This window comes from Blastococcus sp. SYSU DS0541, assembly GCF_054050875.1.
The window spans coordinates 131,494-148,273 of record NZ_JBJHAD010000006.1; the positions used below are offsets into that span (position 1 = coordinate 131,494).

17 protein-coding genes are annotated in these 16,780 nt (G+C 73.6%); 13 read left to right on the forward strand and 4 right to left on the reverse strand.

Features of this window, described 5'->3' with window-relative positions:
* The first annotated feature begins 19 nt into the window (after positions 1-19).
* Genes ACI794_RS09040 through ACI794_RS09075 form a run of 8 tightly spaced genes read left to right on the forward strand, consistent with a single transcriptional unit; the run spans position 20 to position 6,992 of the window.
* Positions 20-862, forward strand: a complete 843-nt coding sequence (locus ACI794_RS09040) for a helix-turn-helix transcriptional regulator (protein WP_456602492.1) — start codon at positions 20-22, stop codon at positions 860-862.
* Positions 859-2,298 (forward strand): Fe-S cluster assembly protein SufB, encoded by a 1,440-nt coding sequence (gene sufB, locus ACI794_RS09045; protein WP_456580501.1) that lies wholly within the window; start codon positions 859-861, stop codon positions 2,296-2,298. Before ACI794_RS09040 ends, sufB begins: the two co-directional genes overlap by 4 nt.
* Positions 2,298-3,614, forward strand: coding sequence for a Fe-S cluster assembly protein SufD (sufD, locus tag ACI794_RS09050; RefSeq protein ID WP_456616196.1), 1,317 nt, complete (start codon positions 2,298-2,300; stop codon positions 3,612-3,614). The genes sufB and sufD overlap by 1 nt, the downstream gene beginning before the upstream one ends.
* A 3-nt stretch (positions 3,615-3,617) precedes the next feature.
* The gene (locus tag ACI794_RS09055) at positions 3,618-3,971 is read left to right on the forward strand and encodes a Rieske (2Fe-2S) protein (RefSeq protein WP_456602490.1); all 354 of its coding nucleotides are present in this window, start codon (positions 3,618-3,620) and stop codon (positions 3,969-3,971) included.
* 13 nt (positions 3,972-3,984) lie between these two features.
* A complete protein-coding gene (gene sufC / locus ACI794_RS09060; RefSeq protein ID WP_456616197.1) occupies positions 3,985-4,758 on the forward strand; it encodes a Fe-S cluster assembly ATPase SufC in 774 nt (257 codons plus the stop codon).
* Complete coding sequence (locus ACI794_RS09065; RefSeq protein WP_456602488.1) at positions 4,755-6,068, forward strand: cysteine desulfurase; 1,314 nt, start codon at positions 4,755-4,757, stop codon at positions 6,066-6,068. The genes sufC and ACI794_RS09065 overlap by 4 nt, the downstream gene beginning before the upstream one ends.
* 28 nt (positions 6,069-6,096) lie before the next feature.
* Entirely contained in the window at positions 6,097-6,585 is a 489-nt protein-coding gene (gene sufU, locus ACI794_RS09070; protein WP_236830023.1) for a Fe-S cluster assembly sulfur transfer protein SufU, read from the forward strand.
* Positions 6,585-6,992, forward strand: a complete 408-nt coding sequence (locus ACI794_RS09075) for a metal-sulfur cluster assembly factor (RefSeq protein WP_456616198.1) — start codon at positions 6,585-6,587, stop codon at positions 6,990-6,992. The genes sufU and ACI794_RS09075 overlap by 1 nt, the downstream gene beginning before the upstream one ends.
* A gap of 73 nt (positions 6,993-7,065) precedes the next feature.
* On the opposite strand, the gene ACI794_RS09080 is transcribed toward ACI794_RS09075, so the two are convergent.
* From ACI794_RS09080 to ACI794_RS09090, 3 genes are all read right to left on the reverse strand, one after another.
* Positions 7,066-8,115 carry a Gfo/Idh/MocA family oxidoreductase gene (locus ACI794_RS09080; protein ID WP_456616199.1) on the reverse strand — a complete coding sequence of 350 codons (1,050 nt, stop codon included), beginning with the start codon at positions 8,113-8,115 and terminating at the stop codon, positions 7,066-7,068.
* A gap of 116 nt (positions 8,116-8,231) precedes the next feature.
* Entirely contained in the window at positions 8,232-8,573 is a 342-nt protein-coding gene (locus tag ACI794_RS09085) for an alpha/beta hydrolase family protein (protein ID WP_456616248.1), read from the reverse strand.
* A gap of 37 nt (positions 8,574-8,610) precedes the next feature.
* Positions 8,611-10,422: an SCO7613 C-terminal domain-containing membrane protein gene (locus ACI794_RS09090; RefSeq protein WP_456616200.1), complete on the reverse strand. Its 1,812-nt coding sequence runs from the start codon at positions 10,420-10,422 to the stop codon at positions 8,611-8,613.
* 84 nt (positions 10,423-10,506) lie between these two features.
* Here ACI794_RS09090 and ACI794_RS09095 point away from each other — a divergent pair, with 84 nt between their 5' ends.
* The 5 genes from ACI794_RS09095 to ACI794_RS09115 all read left to right on the forward strand — a co-directional run bounded on the left by ACI794_RS09095 (position 10,507) and on the right by ACI794_RS09115 (position 16,071).
* Positions 10,507-12,108, forward strand: a complete 1,602-nt coding sequence (locus ACI794_RS09095) for an ABC-F family ATP-binding cassette domain-containing protein (protein WP_456602485.1) — start codon at positions 10,507-10,509, stop codon at positions 12,106-12,108.
* Positions 12,109-12,360: 252 nt separating this feature from the next.
* Positions 12,361-12,588 (forward strand): helix-turn-helix domain-containing protein, encoded by a 228-nt coding sequence (locus tag ACI794_RS09100; RefSeq protein WP_347057180.1) that lies wholly within the window; start codon positions 12,361-12,363, stop codon positions 12,586-12,588.
* The gene (locus tag ACI794_RS09105) at positions 12,585-13,373 is read left to right on the forward strand and encodes an enoyl-CoA hydratase/isomerase family protein (RefSeq protein ID WP_456616201.1); all 789 of its coding nucleotides are present in this window, start codon (positions 12,585-12,587) and stop codon (positions 13,371-13,373) included. Before ACI794_RS09100 ends, ACI794_RS09105 begins: the two co-directional genes overlap by 4 nt.
* Before the next feature lie 79 nt (positions 13,374-13,452).
* Entirely contained in the window at positions 13,453-15,351 is a 1,899-nt protein-coding gene (locus tag ACI794_RS09110; protein WP_456602483.1) for an ABC transporter ATP-binding protein, read from the forward strand.
* A gap of 255 nt (positions 15,352-15,606) precedes the next feature.
* Positions 15,607-16,071, forward strand: a complete 465-nt coding sequence (locus tag ACI794_RS09115) for an SgcJ/EcaC family oxidoreductase (RefSeq protein ID WP_456616202.1) — start codon at positions 15,607-15,609, stop codon at positions 16,069-16,071.
* A 7-nt stretch (positions 16,072-16,078) separates the two neighbouring features.
* On the opposite strand, the gene ACI794_RS09120 is transcribed toward ACI794_RS09115, so the two are convergent.
* The gene (locus ACI794_RS09120; RefSeq protein WP_456616203.1) at positions 16,079-16,705 is read right to left on the reverse strand and encodes a DUF881 domain-containing protein; all 627 of its coding nucleotides are present in this window, start codon (positions 16,703-16,705) and stop codon (positions 16,079-16,081) included.
* Positions 16,706-16,780: the final 75 nt, after the last annotated feature.

Genomic DNA, 16,780 nt, shown 5'->3' on the forward strand with positions numbered 1-16,780 from the left:
AATAGGACACACTCGTGTTGTGGAAATTCTCGCGGCGCACCCCCGGCCGTCGGCGACCGCCGACGACGGGCGCACCCGCGACCGCGTGAGCGGGCTGCTGCTCGAGCACGGGCCGCAGACCGCGACCGAGCTCGCCGACCGGCTCGGCGTCTCCCCGGCGGCGGTGCGCCGCCACCTCGACGCCCTGGTCGCCACCGGTCGCGTCGAGGAGCGGCAGGTACGGGACGCCCACCGCGGCCGAGGGCGCCCCGCCCGGCGCTTCCACCTCACCGATGCCGGCCGCTCGGCGTTCCCGCACGCCTACGACGACCTCGCGCTCACGGCGCTGCGCTACGTCGCGGCGGCCGGTGGCCCCGACGCCGTCCGCGCCGTCGCCGAGCAGCAGCTCGCCGGGTTGGAGGCGCGCGCCTCCAGCGCGGTGGAGGCGGCCACGACCGGCAGCTCCGGTGCCCCGGCGGACCGCGCCCAGGCGCTCGCCGCCGCCCTCACGGCCGAGGGCTACGCTGCCACCGCTTCGGCGCTCTCCGGCGGTGGGCAGCTCTGCCAGCACCACTGCCCGGTGGCGCACGTCGCGGCGGAGTTCCCGCAGCTCTGCGAGGCCGAGACAGCGGTGATCGGCCGGCTGGTCGGCACGCACGTCCAGCGGCTGGCCACGATCGCCCACGGCGACGGGGTCTGCACCACCCACATCCCCGGGCCGGTGCTCCGCGGCAGCGGCCGGGGCCACATGCGCGAGGGGAACAGATCGACCCCTGAACGCCCTGTACCAGGTGAGCGAGCAGCGCCCGACCGCGCGCGCACCCGCACGACCGAGTCCACCAGCACCGCCCCCACGAACGACCGGGAGAGGACGCCCGCATGACCAGCACGCAGCAGCCGGTGACCACGCCGCTGACCCAGGACGAGCAGATCGACCAGCTCGGCCGGTACGAGTACGGCTGGGCCGACACCGACGTCGCCGGCGCCTCCGCCCGACGTGGGGTCGACGAGGACGTCGTCCGCGACATCTCCGCGCGCAAGAGCGAGCCCGAGTGGATGCTCGAGCGCCGCCTCAAGGCCCTCAAGCTCTTCGGCCGCAAGCCCATGCCGGACTGGGGCTCGGACCTCTCCGGCATCGACTTCCAGAACATCAAGTACTTCGTGCGCTCCACCGAGGCCCAGGCGGCCTCGTGGGAGGACCTGCCCGACGACATCAAGAACACCTACGACCGGCTCGGCATCCCCGAGGCGGAGAAGCAGCGCCTGGTCTCCGGTGTCGCGGCCCAGTACGAGTCCGAGGTCGTCTACCACCAGATCCAGAAGGAGCTGGAGGACCAGGGCGTGCTGTTCCTGGACACCGACTCGGCCCTCAAGGAGCACCCGGACCTGTTCCGCGAGTACTTCGGCTCGGTGATCCCGTCCGGTGACAACAAGTTCGCCGCGCTGAACACCGCAGTCTGGTCGGGTGGCTCCTTCATCTACGTGCCGCCGGGCGTGCACGTCGAGATCCCGCTGCAGGCCTACTTCCGGATCAACACCGAGAACATGGGCCAGTTCGAGCGGACGCTGATCATCGTCGACGAGGGCGCCTACGTGCACTACGTCGAGGGCTGCACCGCGCCGATCTACAAGTCGGACTCGCTGCACTCCGCGGTCGTGGAGATCATCGTCAAGAAGAACGCGCGCTGCCGGTACACGACCATCCAGAACTGGTCGAACAACGTCTACAACCTGGTCACCAAGCGGGCCGTGGCCCACGAGGGCGCGACCATGGAGTGGGTCGACGGCAACCTCGGCTCCAAGGTGACGATGAAGTACCCGGCCGTCTGGATGACCGGCGAGCACGCCAAGGGCGAGGTCCTCTCCATCGCGTTCGCGGGCGAGGGCCAGCACCAGGACGCCGGCGCCAAGATGGTGCACGCGGCGCCGCACACCTCCTCGACCATCGTGTCGAAGTCGGTGGCGCGTGGCGGTGGCCGCACCTCCTACCGCGGCCTGGTCCAGATCGACGAGGGCGCCTACGGCTCCAAGTCCACGGTGAAGTGCGACGCCCTGCTGGTCGACACGATCAGCCGGTCGGACACCTACCCCTACGTCGACGTCCGCGAGGACGACGTGGCCATGGGCCACGAGGCGACGGTCTCGCGGGTCAGCGACGACCAGCTCTTCTACCTGATGAGCCGCGGCCTCTCCGAGGACGAGGCCATGGCGATGGTGGTGCGCGGGTTCGTCGAGCCGATCGCCCGCGAGCTGCCCATGGAGTACGCCCTCGAGCTGAACCGGCTCATCGAACTGCAGATGGAAGGTGCCGTCGGCTGATGACCGACCAGAACACCGGTACGACCGACCTCACCAGCCAGCCGAGCACCCTCGCCTCGGAGCTCTTCGCTCCGGGCGTAGGCGCACAGGCCGGTCCGCCGACCACCCCGGCTTCTGAGACCGGCACCGCCGGTGACGTGCAGCCTGGTGCGCACTCGCACGGCGGTCCCGCGCCGACCGGTTCGCCGGCCGAGCGGTTCACCTCGACCGACCCGGACGCCTTCGGCGTGCCCACCGGGCGCGAGGAGACCTGGCGCTTCACCCCGATGAAGCGGGTCCGGGCGCTGCTCGACGGCGCCCCGTCCGACGCCCACCTGACCTGGACGACCGACCTCCCCGAGGGCGTCGAGCTCACCAGCGCCGAGGCCGGTGACCCGCTGCTGAAGGAGCTGCCCGAGCCGGTGGACCGGCTCGCCGCGCTGGCCCGCCAGCGCAGCGGCGGCGCCGCCGTCGTCCGGGTGCCCGCCGAGGCCCAGCTCGACCGGCCGGTCACGCTCGGCCTGGCCGGCTCCGGCTCCGACGAGGTCGTCTGGGGCCACCTGGTCATCGAGGTCGGCGCCTTCGCCCAGGCGACGATCGTGCTCGACCACAGCGGTCTCGCGAAGTACGCGGGGGGCGTCTCCGTCCTCGTCGGCGACAGCGCGCAGGTGCGGCTCGTCTCGGTGCAGGACTGGGCCCCGGGTGCGGTGCACGGCGGTCAGTACGACGCCGTCGTCGGCCGGGACGCCACCTTCACCCAGGTCGTGGTGACCCTCGGCGGCGACCTCGTGCGCCTGGTCAGCAACGTGCAGTACGCCGGCCCCGGCGGGAGCGCCGAGCTGTTCGGCGTCTACTTCTCCGACGAGACGCAGCACCAGGAGCACCGCCTCTGGGTCGACCACGCGGTGCCCAACTGCACGAGCAACGTGCTCTACAAGGGCGCGCTGCAGGGCGAGGGCGCCCGCACGGTCTGGATCGGCGACGTCCGCATCCGGCCCGCGGCCACCGGCACCGAGACCTACGAGCTCAACCGGAACCTGGTGCTCACCGACGGCGCCCGCGCCGACTCGGTGCCCAACCTCGAGATCGAGACCGGCGAGATCGTCGGCGCCGGTCACGCGAGCGCCACCGGTCGGTTCGACGACGAGCAGCTGTTCTACCTCTGCTCGCGCGGGATCGACGCCGAGACCGCCCGCCGGCTGGTGGTCCGCGGCTTCTTCGCCGACGTCGTCCAGCGGATCGGCGTCGACGGGCTGCAGGACCGGCTGATGGCCGCGATCGACGAGCGCCTCGGCGCCCTGCCCGCCCTGCACGAGCAGCCGGTCGAGGTGTCCTGAGCCATGGCCTTCGAGCGCGTCTGCGCCCTGTCCGACATCAAGGAGCCGGGGTCGCTGCGGGTGGAGCTCGCGGACATCGACATCGCGGTGGTCCGGTACGAGGGCGCGGTCTACGCGCTCGAGGACCGCTGCTCGCACGCCGACGTCCCGCTCACCGACGGTGACGTCGAGACCTTCGACGGCGCACCCACGATCGAGTGCTTCCTGCACGGGTCGTGCTTCGACCTGCGCACGGGCGCGCCCACCAACCTGCCGGCCACCGAGCCGGTCCCCGTCTACCCGGTCCGCGTGGAGGGGGAGGACGTGTACGTCGACACAGAGGCCGACGGCGCCCTCCCCGCCGCGGCCGCCAACTGAGGAGCGAGAAGAAGTGTCCGTTCTGGAGATCCGCGACCTGCACGTCAGCGTGGGCGAGGGTGACGACGCCAAGGAGATCCTCCGCGGCGTCGACCTGACCGTCCGCTCCGGCGAGACCCACGCGATCATGGGCCCCAACGGCTCGGGGAAGTCCACCCTGGCCTACTCGATCGCCGGCCACTCGAAGTACACGATCACCGGTGGCACCGTCACGCTCGACGGCGAGGACGTCCTCGCGATGAGCGTCGACGAGCGCGCCCGCGCCGGCCTGTTCCTGGCCATGCAGTACCCGGTCGAGGTGCCCGGCGTCTCGGTGTCGAACTTCCTGCGCACCGCTGCCACCGCCATCAAGGGCGAGGCCCCGAAGCTGCGGACGTGGGTCAAGGACGTCAAGAGCGAGATGGAAGCGCTCGAGATGGACCCGGCCTTCGCCGAGCGCAACGTCAACGAGGGCTTCTCCGGCGGTGAGAAGAAGCGCCACGAGGTCCTGCAGATGCGGCTGCTCAAGCCCGGCATCGCGATCCTCGACGAGACCGACTCCGGCCTCGACGTCGACGCGCTGCGGATCGTCTCCGAGGGGGTCAACCGCACCCGCGAGGAGGGTGACGTCGGCGTCCTGCTGATCACCCACTACACGCGGATCCTGCGCTACATCAAGCCCGACTTCGTGCACGTCTTCGTCAACGGCAAGGTCGTCGAGGAGGGCGGCCCGGAGCTGGCGGAGAAGCTGGAGAACGAGGGCTACGCCGCCTACGGCAAGGGCATCACGGAGGTCGCGTCCGCATGACCACGACCGTCTCGCGTCCCGGAGCCGGGGCGCAGCGAGCGCCCCTGCCTCTGGACGTCGAGGCGATCCGGGCGGACTTCCCGATCCTGACCCGCACCGTCCGTGACGGGAAGCGGCTGGTCTACCTCGACTCCGGGGCCACCTCGCAGAAGCCGCGCCAGGTGCTCGACGCCGAGCGCTGGTTCTACGAGAACGTCAACGCCGCGCCCCACCGGGGGGCCCACCAGCTCGCCGAGGAGGCGACCGGCGCCTACGAGCAGGCGCGGACGACGATCGGCGCGTTCATCGGGGCCCCCGAGAACGAGGTGGTCTTCACCCGGAACACGACCGAGGCGATCAACCTGGTCGCCTACGCGCTGTCCAACGCCGCCACGGCGAAGGAGCCGGAGTTCCGGACCTACGCCGTCGGCCAGGGGGACGAGATCGTGGTGACCGAGATGGAGCACCACGCCAACCTGATCCCGTGGCAGCAGCTCTGCGAGCGCACCGGGGCGACCCTGCGCTGGCTGGGGCTCACCGACGACGGCCGGCTGGACCTGTCGGACCTCGCCACGGTGGTCAACGAGCGCACGAAGCTCGTCGCCGTCACCCAGCAGTCGAACATCCTGGGCACCATCAACCCGATCGAGCCGATCGTGGCGCGGGCCCGCGAGGTGGGCGCGCTGGTGCTCGTCGACGGCGCACAGTCGGTGCCGCACCAGCCGATCGACGTGGCGGCGCTGGGCGCGGACTTCCTGGTGTTCTCCGGGCACAAGATGCTCGGGCCCACCGGCGTCGGCGTGCTCTGGGGCCGTTACGAGGTGCTCGACAAGCTGCCCCCGTTCCTGACCGGCGGCTCGATGATCGAGGTCGTGCGCATGGAGGGCTCCACCTTCATGCCGCCGCCGCAGCGCTTCGAGGCCGGCGTCCCGATGACCGCGCAGGTGATCGGGCTCGGTGCCGCGGTCGAGTACCTGACCGCCCTCGGCATGGACAAGGTCGAGGAGCACGAGCGGGTGCTCACCGGGTACGCGCTGGAGCAGCTGGCCGCGATCCCCGGCGTCACGGTGATCGGCCCGCCCGACACCGTCGCCCGCGGCGGCGCGATCTCCTTCACCGTCGAGGGCATCCACCCGCACGACGTCGGCCAGGTGCTCGACGACCTCGGCATCGCCGTCCGCGTGGGGCACCACTGCGCGTGGCCGGTGGTGCGGCGCTACGGCGTCCCGGCCACCACCCGCGCGACGTTCTACGTGCACACCGGGTACGACGACGTCGACGCGCTGGCCGACGGAATTCGCGCGGCCCAGAAGTTCTTCGGAACGGTGTGAGGTCCGTGCACACGAAGATGGCCATCTGATGCAACTCGAGTCGATGTACCAGGAGATCATCCTGGACCACTACAAGAACCCGCACGGGCGCGGTCTGCGCGACCCGTTCGACGCCGAGGTCCACCACGTCAACCCGACGTGCGGTGACGAGGTGACCCTGCGGGTCAAGCTCGACGGCGACACCGTCGCCGATGTGTCCTACGAGGGCATGGGGTGCTCGATCAGCCAGGCGTCGGTGTCGGCGATGTACGACCTCGTGGTCGGCAAGCCGGTGGCCGAGGCGCTGGAGACCGGCGAGCACTTCATGACCCTCATGCAGGCCAAGGGTGACCCGGCGGTCGCCGAGAAGCTCGAGGACGAGCTGGAGGACGCCGTCGCGTTCGCCGGCGTCTCCAAGTACCCGGCTCGCATCAAGTGCGCGCTGATGAGCTGGATGGCCCTCAAGGACGCGTCCGCCCGAGCCCTGTCCACCACCGTGTCGGCCACCCACCCCACCACCCCGGCCGGAGGCCAGTGATGAGCGAGACCACCGAGAACGCCACGACGCAGAACGCGACGCCCGCCACCGACGGTGCGCCCGGCGACCTGCCGGCCTACAAGTCGGCGCTGATCGAGGACCTCGAGGAGGCGATGCGTGACGTCGTCGACCCCGAGCTCGGCGTGAACGTCGTCGACCTGGGCCTGGTGTACGGCCTGGACGTCGACGAGAGCAACGTCGCGATCATCGACATGACGCTCACCAGCGCGGCCTGCCCGCTGACCGACGTCATCGAGGACCAGGCTCGCCAGGCGCTGACCGGTGGCCCCGGCCCCGGCCTCGTCGACGACATCCGGATCAACTGGGTCTGGATGCCGCCGTGGGGCCCGGACAAGATCACCGACGACGGCCGCGAGCAGCTGCGCGCCCTCGGCTTCCGGGTGTAGCGACCCGCAACCGTGCGCTGAACGGGGTCATGGCAGCTGCCATGGCCCCGTTTCGCGCACCACGGGGCCGGGTTCAGCCGCGGAACCGCACGGTGCCGCCGTCGGTCGCACTGAGACGGGCGGCGTCGAGCACCGTCGCCGACGCGATGGCGTCACGCGGGTCCACCGGAGCGAGCCCCAGACCCCGGACCGCGCGCGCGAACGCCGGGTAGAAGCCGTCCCAGCTGCCGCGCTCGCTCGGGACGTGCTCACCGGCGTCCCCCCGGCGCAGCCTGCCCCAGTGCAGGGCGGGCTCGGCACCCCAGGCCGGACCGAGGGACGCAGGCGTGTGGCCGGCGAGCAGCAGCTCCTCCTGCACGTCCATGGGGCTGCCGCTGACGTAGCTGGCTGCCGTCCCGGTCACCCGGAAGCGCGGGCCGGGCGCCCCCTGGATCCAGCTGCCCCACAGGTGCGACCGCCCGCCCGCGACGTGGGTGAGGGCGACGAAGACGTCGTCGTCGAGCCCGTCGTCGCGCAGCCGCCACTCGGCGTAGACGGACGCGACCGGGCCCATGAGGACCAGGGCCTGGTCGACCAGGTGACTGCCGAAGTCGAGGAGCGTGCCCCCGCCCGAGGCGCCCGGCCCGTCACCGGGAGCCAGTCGCTCGAACCGCGACTCGAAGCGGAGGAGCTCGCCCAGCGTGCCGTCGCCGGCGAGCCGCCGCACGGTGAGGAAGTCCGAGTCCCAGCGGCGGTTCTGGTACGGCGCGAGCCGCAGCCCCAGCCGGTCGGCGAGCTCCACCGACCGGGTGGCCGCCGCGGCGTCGAGCGCGAACGGTTTGTCGCACACCACCGCCAGGCCCAGTTCCAAGGCCTGGTCGGTGAGCTCGCTGTGCGTGCTCGCGGGGGTGGAGATCGCCACCGCCTCCGCGCCGGCGGCGGCGAGCTCCTCCATCGAGTCGAAGGTGCGCCGGGCGTGCCCGTCCTGCGCCACCAGCGCCTTCCGTGCGGGGGACGAGGTCACCACCCCGAGGAGTTCGATCTCGGGAGCCGACCGCAGCAACGGGGCGTGGAACCAGCGGCCACCGAAGCCGTAGCCGACGAGGCCGACTCGGACGGGGGGCATCGGGTCGGGCGAGCTCATGTCGCCATCCTCTCCTGCCGCCGTCCGGTGTGGTCCGTGCGCGCGGCCGTGTGCGTCAGCCCTGCCGGCCCGCCAGCTCGGCGAAGGTGTCGGCGTCCCGGTCGGCGAGGACGTGCTCACGTACGGCAGGTGGTCCAGGCCGATGTGCTCGACCACGCCCTCCAGCACCACGGCGTCGGCGAAGTCGAGTGCTCCCAGTAGTGCGGGACCGGCCGCTCGCCCTCGCGCTCCTTGCGGCGGCGCTGCACCGCGCCCCAGTCGTGGTTGGCGGCCCAGGCCACGCACAGGGCGAACCGCTTCTCGAAGGCCGCTGCGCGCGGGGCGTAGTAGCCGCCGAGCGACCAGCCGACGATGCCGATCCCTGCCGCGTCGACGTCGCTCCGGGCCTCGAGCCAGTCGACGGCGGCGCCGGCCCAGACCTCCGTGTCGATGCGGGCGATGAGCCCCTGCAGCCGCAGCTTCTTTGCCCGCTCGTGTTGCTGCGGCCGACGCGGGTCACCGGAGGTCGGCGAGGCGGGCGGCGAAGCCCGCGACCGGCGCGCGTTCGCGCACCACCCCCACGAACAGCAGCACGGTCCCGACCGCCAGCGCGGCGGCCAGCGGCCAGGGCAGCGCCCGCACCGCGAGGCCCAGCGCCAGCACCAGCGCCGACCCGGCCCCGACCAGGATCGGGGCGCGGATGCCGGCTCGGCTCCCCGCCACCATCGCCACCGCGGCAGCGGCCAGCACCAGCACGGCTCGCGGGTCGTCGGGGGAGAGGACGGCGAGCGCGGTCGACGGGACCGCCGCCGCCAGCAGGCCCGGGCCCCACGACGGCCACGACGCCTCCCGCCCGAGGGCCCGCCCCGCCGCCAGCAGCAGACCTCCGGCGGCCGGTAGCGTGTAGGCCTCCACGGTGCCGGTCCCGGCGAGGGCCGCGGCGATCCAGCAGGCCAGGACCAGCTGCGCCGCGCCCACCCGCCAGGCGGTCGTGGCGTCGGTCCCCATGCCGGTGTCGCGGGCGGCCGACCGGCTGGTCCACCACGCCCAGGCGAGCGTGGCCGCGCCCTGGACCGCGAGGTGCACCAGCACCTGGGCCCGGTCACCCTGCACCACGAGGAGCAGCACGGCCAGGGCGGCGACGAGCCCGGCGGCGGTGACCGTGGCCCGCCGGGAGCCGCGGTCCAGCACCGCGGCCGTGCCCAGCGAGGCCACGTACAGCGCGGTCAGCAGGACGGCGGCCCCCGCGGGGGACGCCCAGCCGTCGGGCATGCCCAGGACGGCGGCCCCCGCCAGGCAGCCGACCGCCGTCGGCGCCGCCACTTCCCGGTCGTCGGGCCGCAGCGCCGCCACCCACACCGTCGGGGCCGCCGTGAGGAGCAGCAGGAGCGCCAGCGCCGACCAGTGGGCGCCCGCCACCAGGCGGAGCACCGACAGCACGGCCAGCAGCACGCCCCCGCTCAGCGCCGACGGCAGCAGCAGGCCGCGCCGCCACCCGCTCAGGGAGCCGGCCGGCACGGCGGCGGCCAGCACGCCGGCGAACCCGGCCACGGCGACGGCGACCGGCCCACCGGCGGCGGACGCCCCCGCGACGGCGGCGCCGGTCACCGCCCCGGAGGCGACGGGGACCAGGCGTGGGGGCCCGAGCAGCACGTCCAGCGGTTCGCGCAGCCGGGCGAGCAGCAGACCGGCCGCGGCGCCCGCCACCAGGGCCGCGGCGATCCAGCGTTCTCCGGCCGTGGCCGTCCACGCCTCGCGCAGGCCGGCCAGCACCCCGGCCGCGAACCAGGGAGCCGTCGTCGCCAGGACCAGCCGGGCCACCAGCGGCCGGGCGCAGAGCGCGACCGCGAGCCCCGCCAGCGCGACCGCGAGCAGGAACTCGGTGCGCACGGCGGCCGCGACCCCGTCCAGCAGCCGCAGGACGGCGAGCTGCAGGCCGGCCCAGGCGGCGAGCGGCCAGGCGGCGGTGGCGGGGGAGACGCACTGCAGCCCGACGAAGGCGCCGGCGAGGGCGAGCGGCAGCAGCGCGTCCCCGGTGCCCAGTGCGGCGACGTCACCGGCCGCCAGGGCGAGGCCCGCGGCGCTGGCCGCGAAGGTCTCGGCCGAGCTGCGCAGCCGCACGCGGTCGGCCCGGACGGAGACCGCGGCAGCGACCGCGGCGAGGACCACGAGCGCCCCCTGCAGCAGCGGGCCGCCGTGGGCGGAGGCGAGCGCCGCGGCGCCGCTCACCAGCAGCACGGCCCCCACGGCCAGGAGCACCTGCGGCGGGCGGGCCGCGTACGGGAACGGCGGCGATACCGGGCGGGTCGTCCGCGCCTCCGGGGTCACCGGAGCACCCTGCCCGCGGGGGTGCCGCCCGAATCACGGCCGATCCGTTCGGAACCCGGCGGTCGAGCGCCTACCCTGGGTGCAGTGATCACGACGACCGGCCTCGAGCTGCGTGCCGGCGCCCGCATCCTCATCAGCGAGGCCTCCCTGCGGGTGCAGCCCGGCGACCGCATCGGGCTCGTCGGGCGCAACGGCGCCGGCAAGACCACGACGCTCACCACCCTGGCCGGCGAGCGCCTGCCGCACGCCGGGAAGGTGGAGGTCAGCGGCGAGATCGGTTACCTGCCGCAGGACCCGCGCAGCGGCGACCTCGACATCACCGCGAGCGACCGGGTGCTCTCCGGCCGGGGCCTGGACGTCCTGAAGGCGCAGCTGGTCAAGGCCCAGATCGCCATGGCCGAGCCCGCGGACGACGACGAGCGCGACCGCGCCGTCCGCCGCTACGGCCGGCTCGAGGACCAGTTCGCCGCCCTGGGCGGGTACGCCGCCGAGAGCGACGCGGCGCGCATCTGCACCAACCTGGGCCTGCCCGACCGCGTGCTGGCCCAGCCGCTGCGCACCCTCTCCGGCGGTCAGCGCCGCCGGGTGGAGTTGGCCCGCATCCTCTTCTCCGACGCCGAGACCCTGCTGCTCGACGAGCCGACCAACCACCTCGACGGCGACTCGATCACCTGGCTCAAGGGCTTCCTGGGCGGCCACAAGAGCGGGCTCATCGTCATCAGCCACGACGTCGAGCTGCTCGACGCCGTCGTCAACAAGGTGTGGCACCTGGACGCCAACCGGGCCACCGTCGACGTCTACAACCTCGGCTGGAAGCCCTACCTGGCGCAGCGGGAGACCGACGAGCGGCGCCGCAAGCAGGAGCGGGCCAACACCGAGCGCAAGATCGACACGTTGAACGCCCAGGCCGACAAGATGCGCGCCAAGGCCACCAAGGCCAAGGCCGCCAAGAGCATGGACAAGCGGGCCGAGCGCCTGGCCGCCGGCCTGGCCGACGTGCGGGTGCAGGACAAGGTCGCCAAGCTGCGCTTCCCGACGCCAGCCCCGTGCGGCAAGACGCCCCTCACCGCGGAGGGGCTCTCCAAGAGCTACGGCTCCCTGGAGATCTTCACCGACGTCGACCTCGCGGTGGACCGGGGCGCGCGCGTCGTCGTCCTCGGGCTCAACGGGGCGGGCAAGACCACGCTGCTGCGGATGCTCGCCGGCACCGAGAGCCCCGACACCGGCGAGGTCAAGGCCGGGCACGGGCTGCGGGTGGGCTACTACGCCCAGGAGCACGAGACCCTGGACATGGACCGGACGCTGCTGGAGAACATGCGCTCGTCGGCGCCCGACAGCACCGACACCGAGCTGCGGCGCATCCTCGGCGCCTTCCTCTTCTCCGGCGAGACGGTCGACCAGCGCACCGGCACCCTCTCCGGCGGCGAGCGCACCCGGCTGGCGATGGCGACGCTGGTCGTCTCGGGGGCCAACGTGCTGCTCCTCGACGAGCCGACCAACAACCTGGACCCGGCCAGCCGCGAGCAGGTGCTCGAGGCGCTGCGCACCTACGCCGGCGCGATCGTGCTGGTCACCCACGACGAGGGCGCCGTGCGGGCGCTGGACCCGGACAAGGTGATCCTGCTGCCCGACGGCACCGAGGACGCCTGGAGCGAGGACCTCGCGGACCTGGTCGAGCTCGCCTGACGCTCCGTCGGCCTCCGGCCGACACCGCGGCCAGGTGCCGTCCCCGTGCTGCGCGGAGCGCGTCCCTGGCGCTCGTCGGGGCTCCTCGGGCCCCGCTCGGAAGGCCGCTTCACATGGCCGACGTCACGCGTCTGGGTGATCATGGGGAGGCGGGCGCCGTGGTCGACGGGACGACGGTGACAGCCAACTACGGGCCGCCACCCCCCATCGGCACGCCGGTGGGCCGGTCGGTGGCCGACACGGAGGGGAGCCATGGCCGACACGAGCACTGCGGACCTCGGCAAGGGCAAGCGGATCACCGGCGGTGACCGGTCGACGCTCGCCGACGAGCTGCGCAAGCGGTACGACGAGGGGGAGAGCATCCGCTCCCTGGCCACCTCGACGAACCGGTCCTACGGCTTCGTGCACCGGCTGCTCTCGGAGTCCGGGGCCTCGCTGCGCAGCCGCGGCGGGGCCAACCGGAACAGCAAGAAGGCGTGACCCCCGACCCCACCGATCCCCCCGCGCCCGGCTGGGTGCGGAGCAGTCGCGACGGCGCCGTCCTCACCGTCACCCTCGACCGCCCGGAGCAGCTCAACGCCCAGACGCCGGCCACCTGGCAGGCGCTGGCCGATGTCGGCGCGGCGCTGGACGAGGACGTCCGCGTCGTGGTCCTGCGCGGCTCGGGCCGGTCCTTCTCGGCCGGGCTGGACCGCAGCATGTTCGAGACCGGCAACGGCAGCGGCGGGGGGCTCGGCGAGCTCGCCCGGCTGCCGGTCGACGAGGCCCAGGAGCGGATCCGCGGCTACCAGGCCGGCTTCCGCTGGCTCCGCTCACCGGGCGTCGTCTCGATCGCCGCGGTGCAGGGCCACGCCATCGGCGCCGGCGCGCAGCTGGCCCTGGCCTGCGACCTGCGGGTGTTCACCGACGACGCCCAGCTCCGGCTGCCCGAGGTGACGCTCGGCCTGGTGCCCGACCTGACCGGCACCAGCACCCTGGTCGAGCTCGTCGGCTACTCGCGGGCGCTGGAGCTGTGCATGACCGGTCGCGCGGTCGGCGCCACGGAGGCCCAGGCGATCGGCCTGGCCACGGTCATCGTGCCGCGGGGGGAGCTGGACGACGCCGTCGCCGACCTCGCCGCGGCGCTGGTGGCGCCGCCGGTGGGCGCCAGCCGGGCCACCGCCGCGCTGGTCCGCTCCGCCGTCCGCAACGACCCGGAGAGCCAGGACGCCGCCGAGCGGGCTGCCCAGGTGCAGCGGCTGCACGATCTCGTCAGCGGCCGCTGAGACACTCCCAGGAACAAGCGCGGTCGCGCCCCGGTTGCAGTTGCCGCCGGGGCGTGGCCCCGGGGACGAGGGAGGTGGCATGGACGTGAGCCAGTCCATGACCTCCATGGCGGCGATGCGGTCGTTCAGGCGGGACCCGTCGGTGACCGCCCGGCAGCTGCCCAAGGGGACCGTCCGCCGGATCATCGGCATCGCCCGGCCCTACCGGCGCGAGCTGACCCTCTTCCTGCTGCTCGTCGTCGGCTCCTCGGTCATCGGCGTGATCACCCCGCTGCTCGCCGGCAACATCGTCAACCGGATCGCCGGGCTGGAGGGCACCGCCGGCGACATCGTCCAGATCGCGCTGGTCATCGCGGGCCTGGCCGTGGTCGACGCCGGGATCTCGCTGGGCACCCGGTGGTACTCCGCGCGCATCGGCGAGGGCGTCATCTACGACCTGCGCAGCCAGGTCTTCGAGCACGTCCAGCGCATGCCGGTGGCCTTCTTCACGCGCACGCAGACCGGCGCGCTGGTCAGCCGGCTCAACAACGACGTCGTCGGCGCGCAGCAGGCGTTCACCTCGACGCTGTCGGGCGTCGTCAGCAACGTCATCGGGCTGGTGCTCACCGCCGGCGTCATGCTGACGCTCTCGTGGCAGATCACGCTGCTGTCGCTGGTGCTCGTGCCGCTGTTCGTCCTGCCCGCCCGCCGCATCGGCCGCCGGCTGCAGGAGATCACCCGGGAGTCCTACTCCCTGAACGCATCGATGAACGCGACGATGACCGAGCGGTTCAACGTCGCCGGCGCGCTGCTGGTCAAGCTCTTCGGCCGGCCGACCGCCGAGGCGGAGTCCTTCCGCGGCCGGGCCGCGCGGGTGCGCGACATCGGCGTCCTGTCGGCCATGTACGGGCGCACCTTCTTCACCGCGCTGACACTGGTGGCGGCGCTGGCGACCGCGCTGGTCTACGGCCTCGGTGGCTGGCTGGCGTTCACCGGGCAGCTGAGCGCCGGCGACGTCGTGGCGCTCGCGCTGCTGCTGTCGCGGCTCTACGGGCCGCTGACCGCCCTGTCGAACATCCGCGTGGACGTCATGAGCGCGATGGTCAGCTTCGACCGCGTCTTCGAGGTGCTCGACCTGCCGCCGATGATCCGCGAGGCACCCGACGCCGTGCCGGTGCCGGCCGACGACCGGTCCATCGAGTTCGAGTCGGTCTCCTTCAGCTACCCGGCCGGCGCGGACGTCTCGCTGCCGTCGCTGGAGGAGGTGTCGCTGCCCGAGCACGGCGGCCCGGTCGACGTCCTCCACGACATCTCCTTCCGCGTCGCCCCCGGGCAGCTCGTCGCCCTGGTCGGGCACTCGGGTGCGGGCAAGTCGACGATCGCCAACCTGGTGCCGCGGCTGTACGACGCGACCGGCGGGACCGTGCGGGTGGGCGGCGTGGACGTGCGGCGGGCGACGCTGGCCTCGCTGCGCGACGCGGTCGGGGTGGTCAGCCAGGACGCCCACCTGTTCCACGACACCATCGGCGCCAACCTGCGCTACGCGCGGCCGGAGGCGACCGAGGAGCAGCTGTGGGACGCGCTCACCGGCGCCCGCATCGCCGACCTCGTGCGCTCGCTGCCCGAGGGGCTGGAGACGGTGGTCGGCGACCGCGGCTACCGGCTCTCGGGCGGCGAGAAGCAGCGGCTGGCGATCGCCCGGGTGCTGCTGAAGGCCCCTGGCATCGTGATCCTCGACGAGGCGACCGCCCACCTGGACAGCGAGTCCGAGGCCGCGGTGCAGCGCGCGCTGGACACCGCGCTGGCCGGCCGGACGTCGCTGGTCATCGCGCACCGCCTCTCGACCATCCGCAGCGCCGACCAGATCCTGGTCATCGACGACGGCCGCATCGTCGAGGCGGGCACGCACGAGGAGCTGCTGGCGCGCGAGGGCCGCTACGCCGATCTGCACCGCACCCAGTTCGCGCAGAGGGAGCGACGCTCCGTCGTCGTCGGTTGACCCGATCGGGCCCGGTGCCGATGGCGCTGCGCGCACGACCGGGCACGCATCGTGGCGGGCGCTCGGTGGTCGGCGCGTCGCACCTGATCGGGCGGCGCGGAACACCGGCGAGCGTCGAACGGTGAGGTCACCCGGACCACTAGCGTCACACCTGTCCCAGGCGGCCGCAGCCGGGACACGTGGCCGGGCTGGCGCGGCCACGCAGGACCGCAGCAGGCGTCGGCACGCACCGGCGAACGCCAGCGAGGAGGAGACGTGACCGCAGCGCACCCGCAGGACGCCCAGATCCAGGCTCTGTACGCGGAGTTCATCGACGGTTGGAACCGGCGCAGCGGCGCGGGGGTGGCGGCCGGCTTCGCCGACGACGGCGACATCATCGGGTTCGACGGGAGCCACCACCGCGGCCGGCTCTCCATCGCGGCGGACCTGCGCCAGGTGTTCGCGTCGCACCAGACCCCCGCCTACGTGGCCGTGGTCCGCTCGGTCCGCCCGGTCGGCGACGGCGTCGCGATGCTCACCGCGCACGCCGGCATGATCCCGGCGGGCGCCGGCGACCTGGACCCGGAGCTCAACGCCGTCCACACGATGGTCGCCGTGGACGAGGGGCGCGGCCGGTGGCGGATCTCGCTGTTCCAGGTCACCCCGGCGGCGTGGCACCAGCACCCCGAGGCGCGCGAGGCCCTCACCGAGGAGCTGCGGGGGCTGCTCATCCCGCAGTGAGCCCGGCTCAGCCGACGATCGCCTCCACCCGGACCTCGTCGACCTGCTCCACCCGCGCCCGCGCGCCCTCGCGGCCGATGTCGGCGATCACCCCGCCGGAGACCGAGAGGGCGATCTCCATGGCGGCGGGCGGGCCGATGGCGCGGAACTCGTAGGGCGAGGTGAGCGGCCGGCCGTCGATGCGCAGCGCGCCGGGGGAGCCCGTCACCGCGCTGGAGACCACCACCCGCACGCCGTCGACCTCGAGGGCCTCCGCGCCCGCGCCCCGCAGTTCCTGGATGGCGCCGAGGACCACCGAGGCGGGGACCGTGCCGTCGGGGTCCTGGACGGTCAGCACCACGCCGGGACCGCTCGCCGGGAGGGTTCCCGCCAGGATGCCGATGGCCTCCGCGCGGGAGCGCGCCTCCTCGAGCACGCTGCCCGACTCCTCCTGGCCGCTGCCGAGGTCGTCGAGGGTCTGCCGGGTGTCGCCGATCTCCTGGCGGAGGGCCTCCTCGCGGGCGTTGAGCTCGTCCAGGAGGAGGACCAGGTCGGCCTCCCGGCGCACGTCCTGGTCGGTCGGCTCGGCGGTGTTGCGGATCTGGACGGTGAGGGCGAACCCCAGCGCCACGGTGAGCGCCGCGGTGGCCGCCACGGCGACGGGCCGGCTCCACGAACGGACCGGCCATGACCCTCCGGTGGAGGTCGAGGGTTGCGCGGCGGTGGGCGG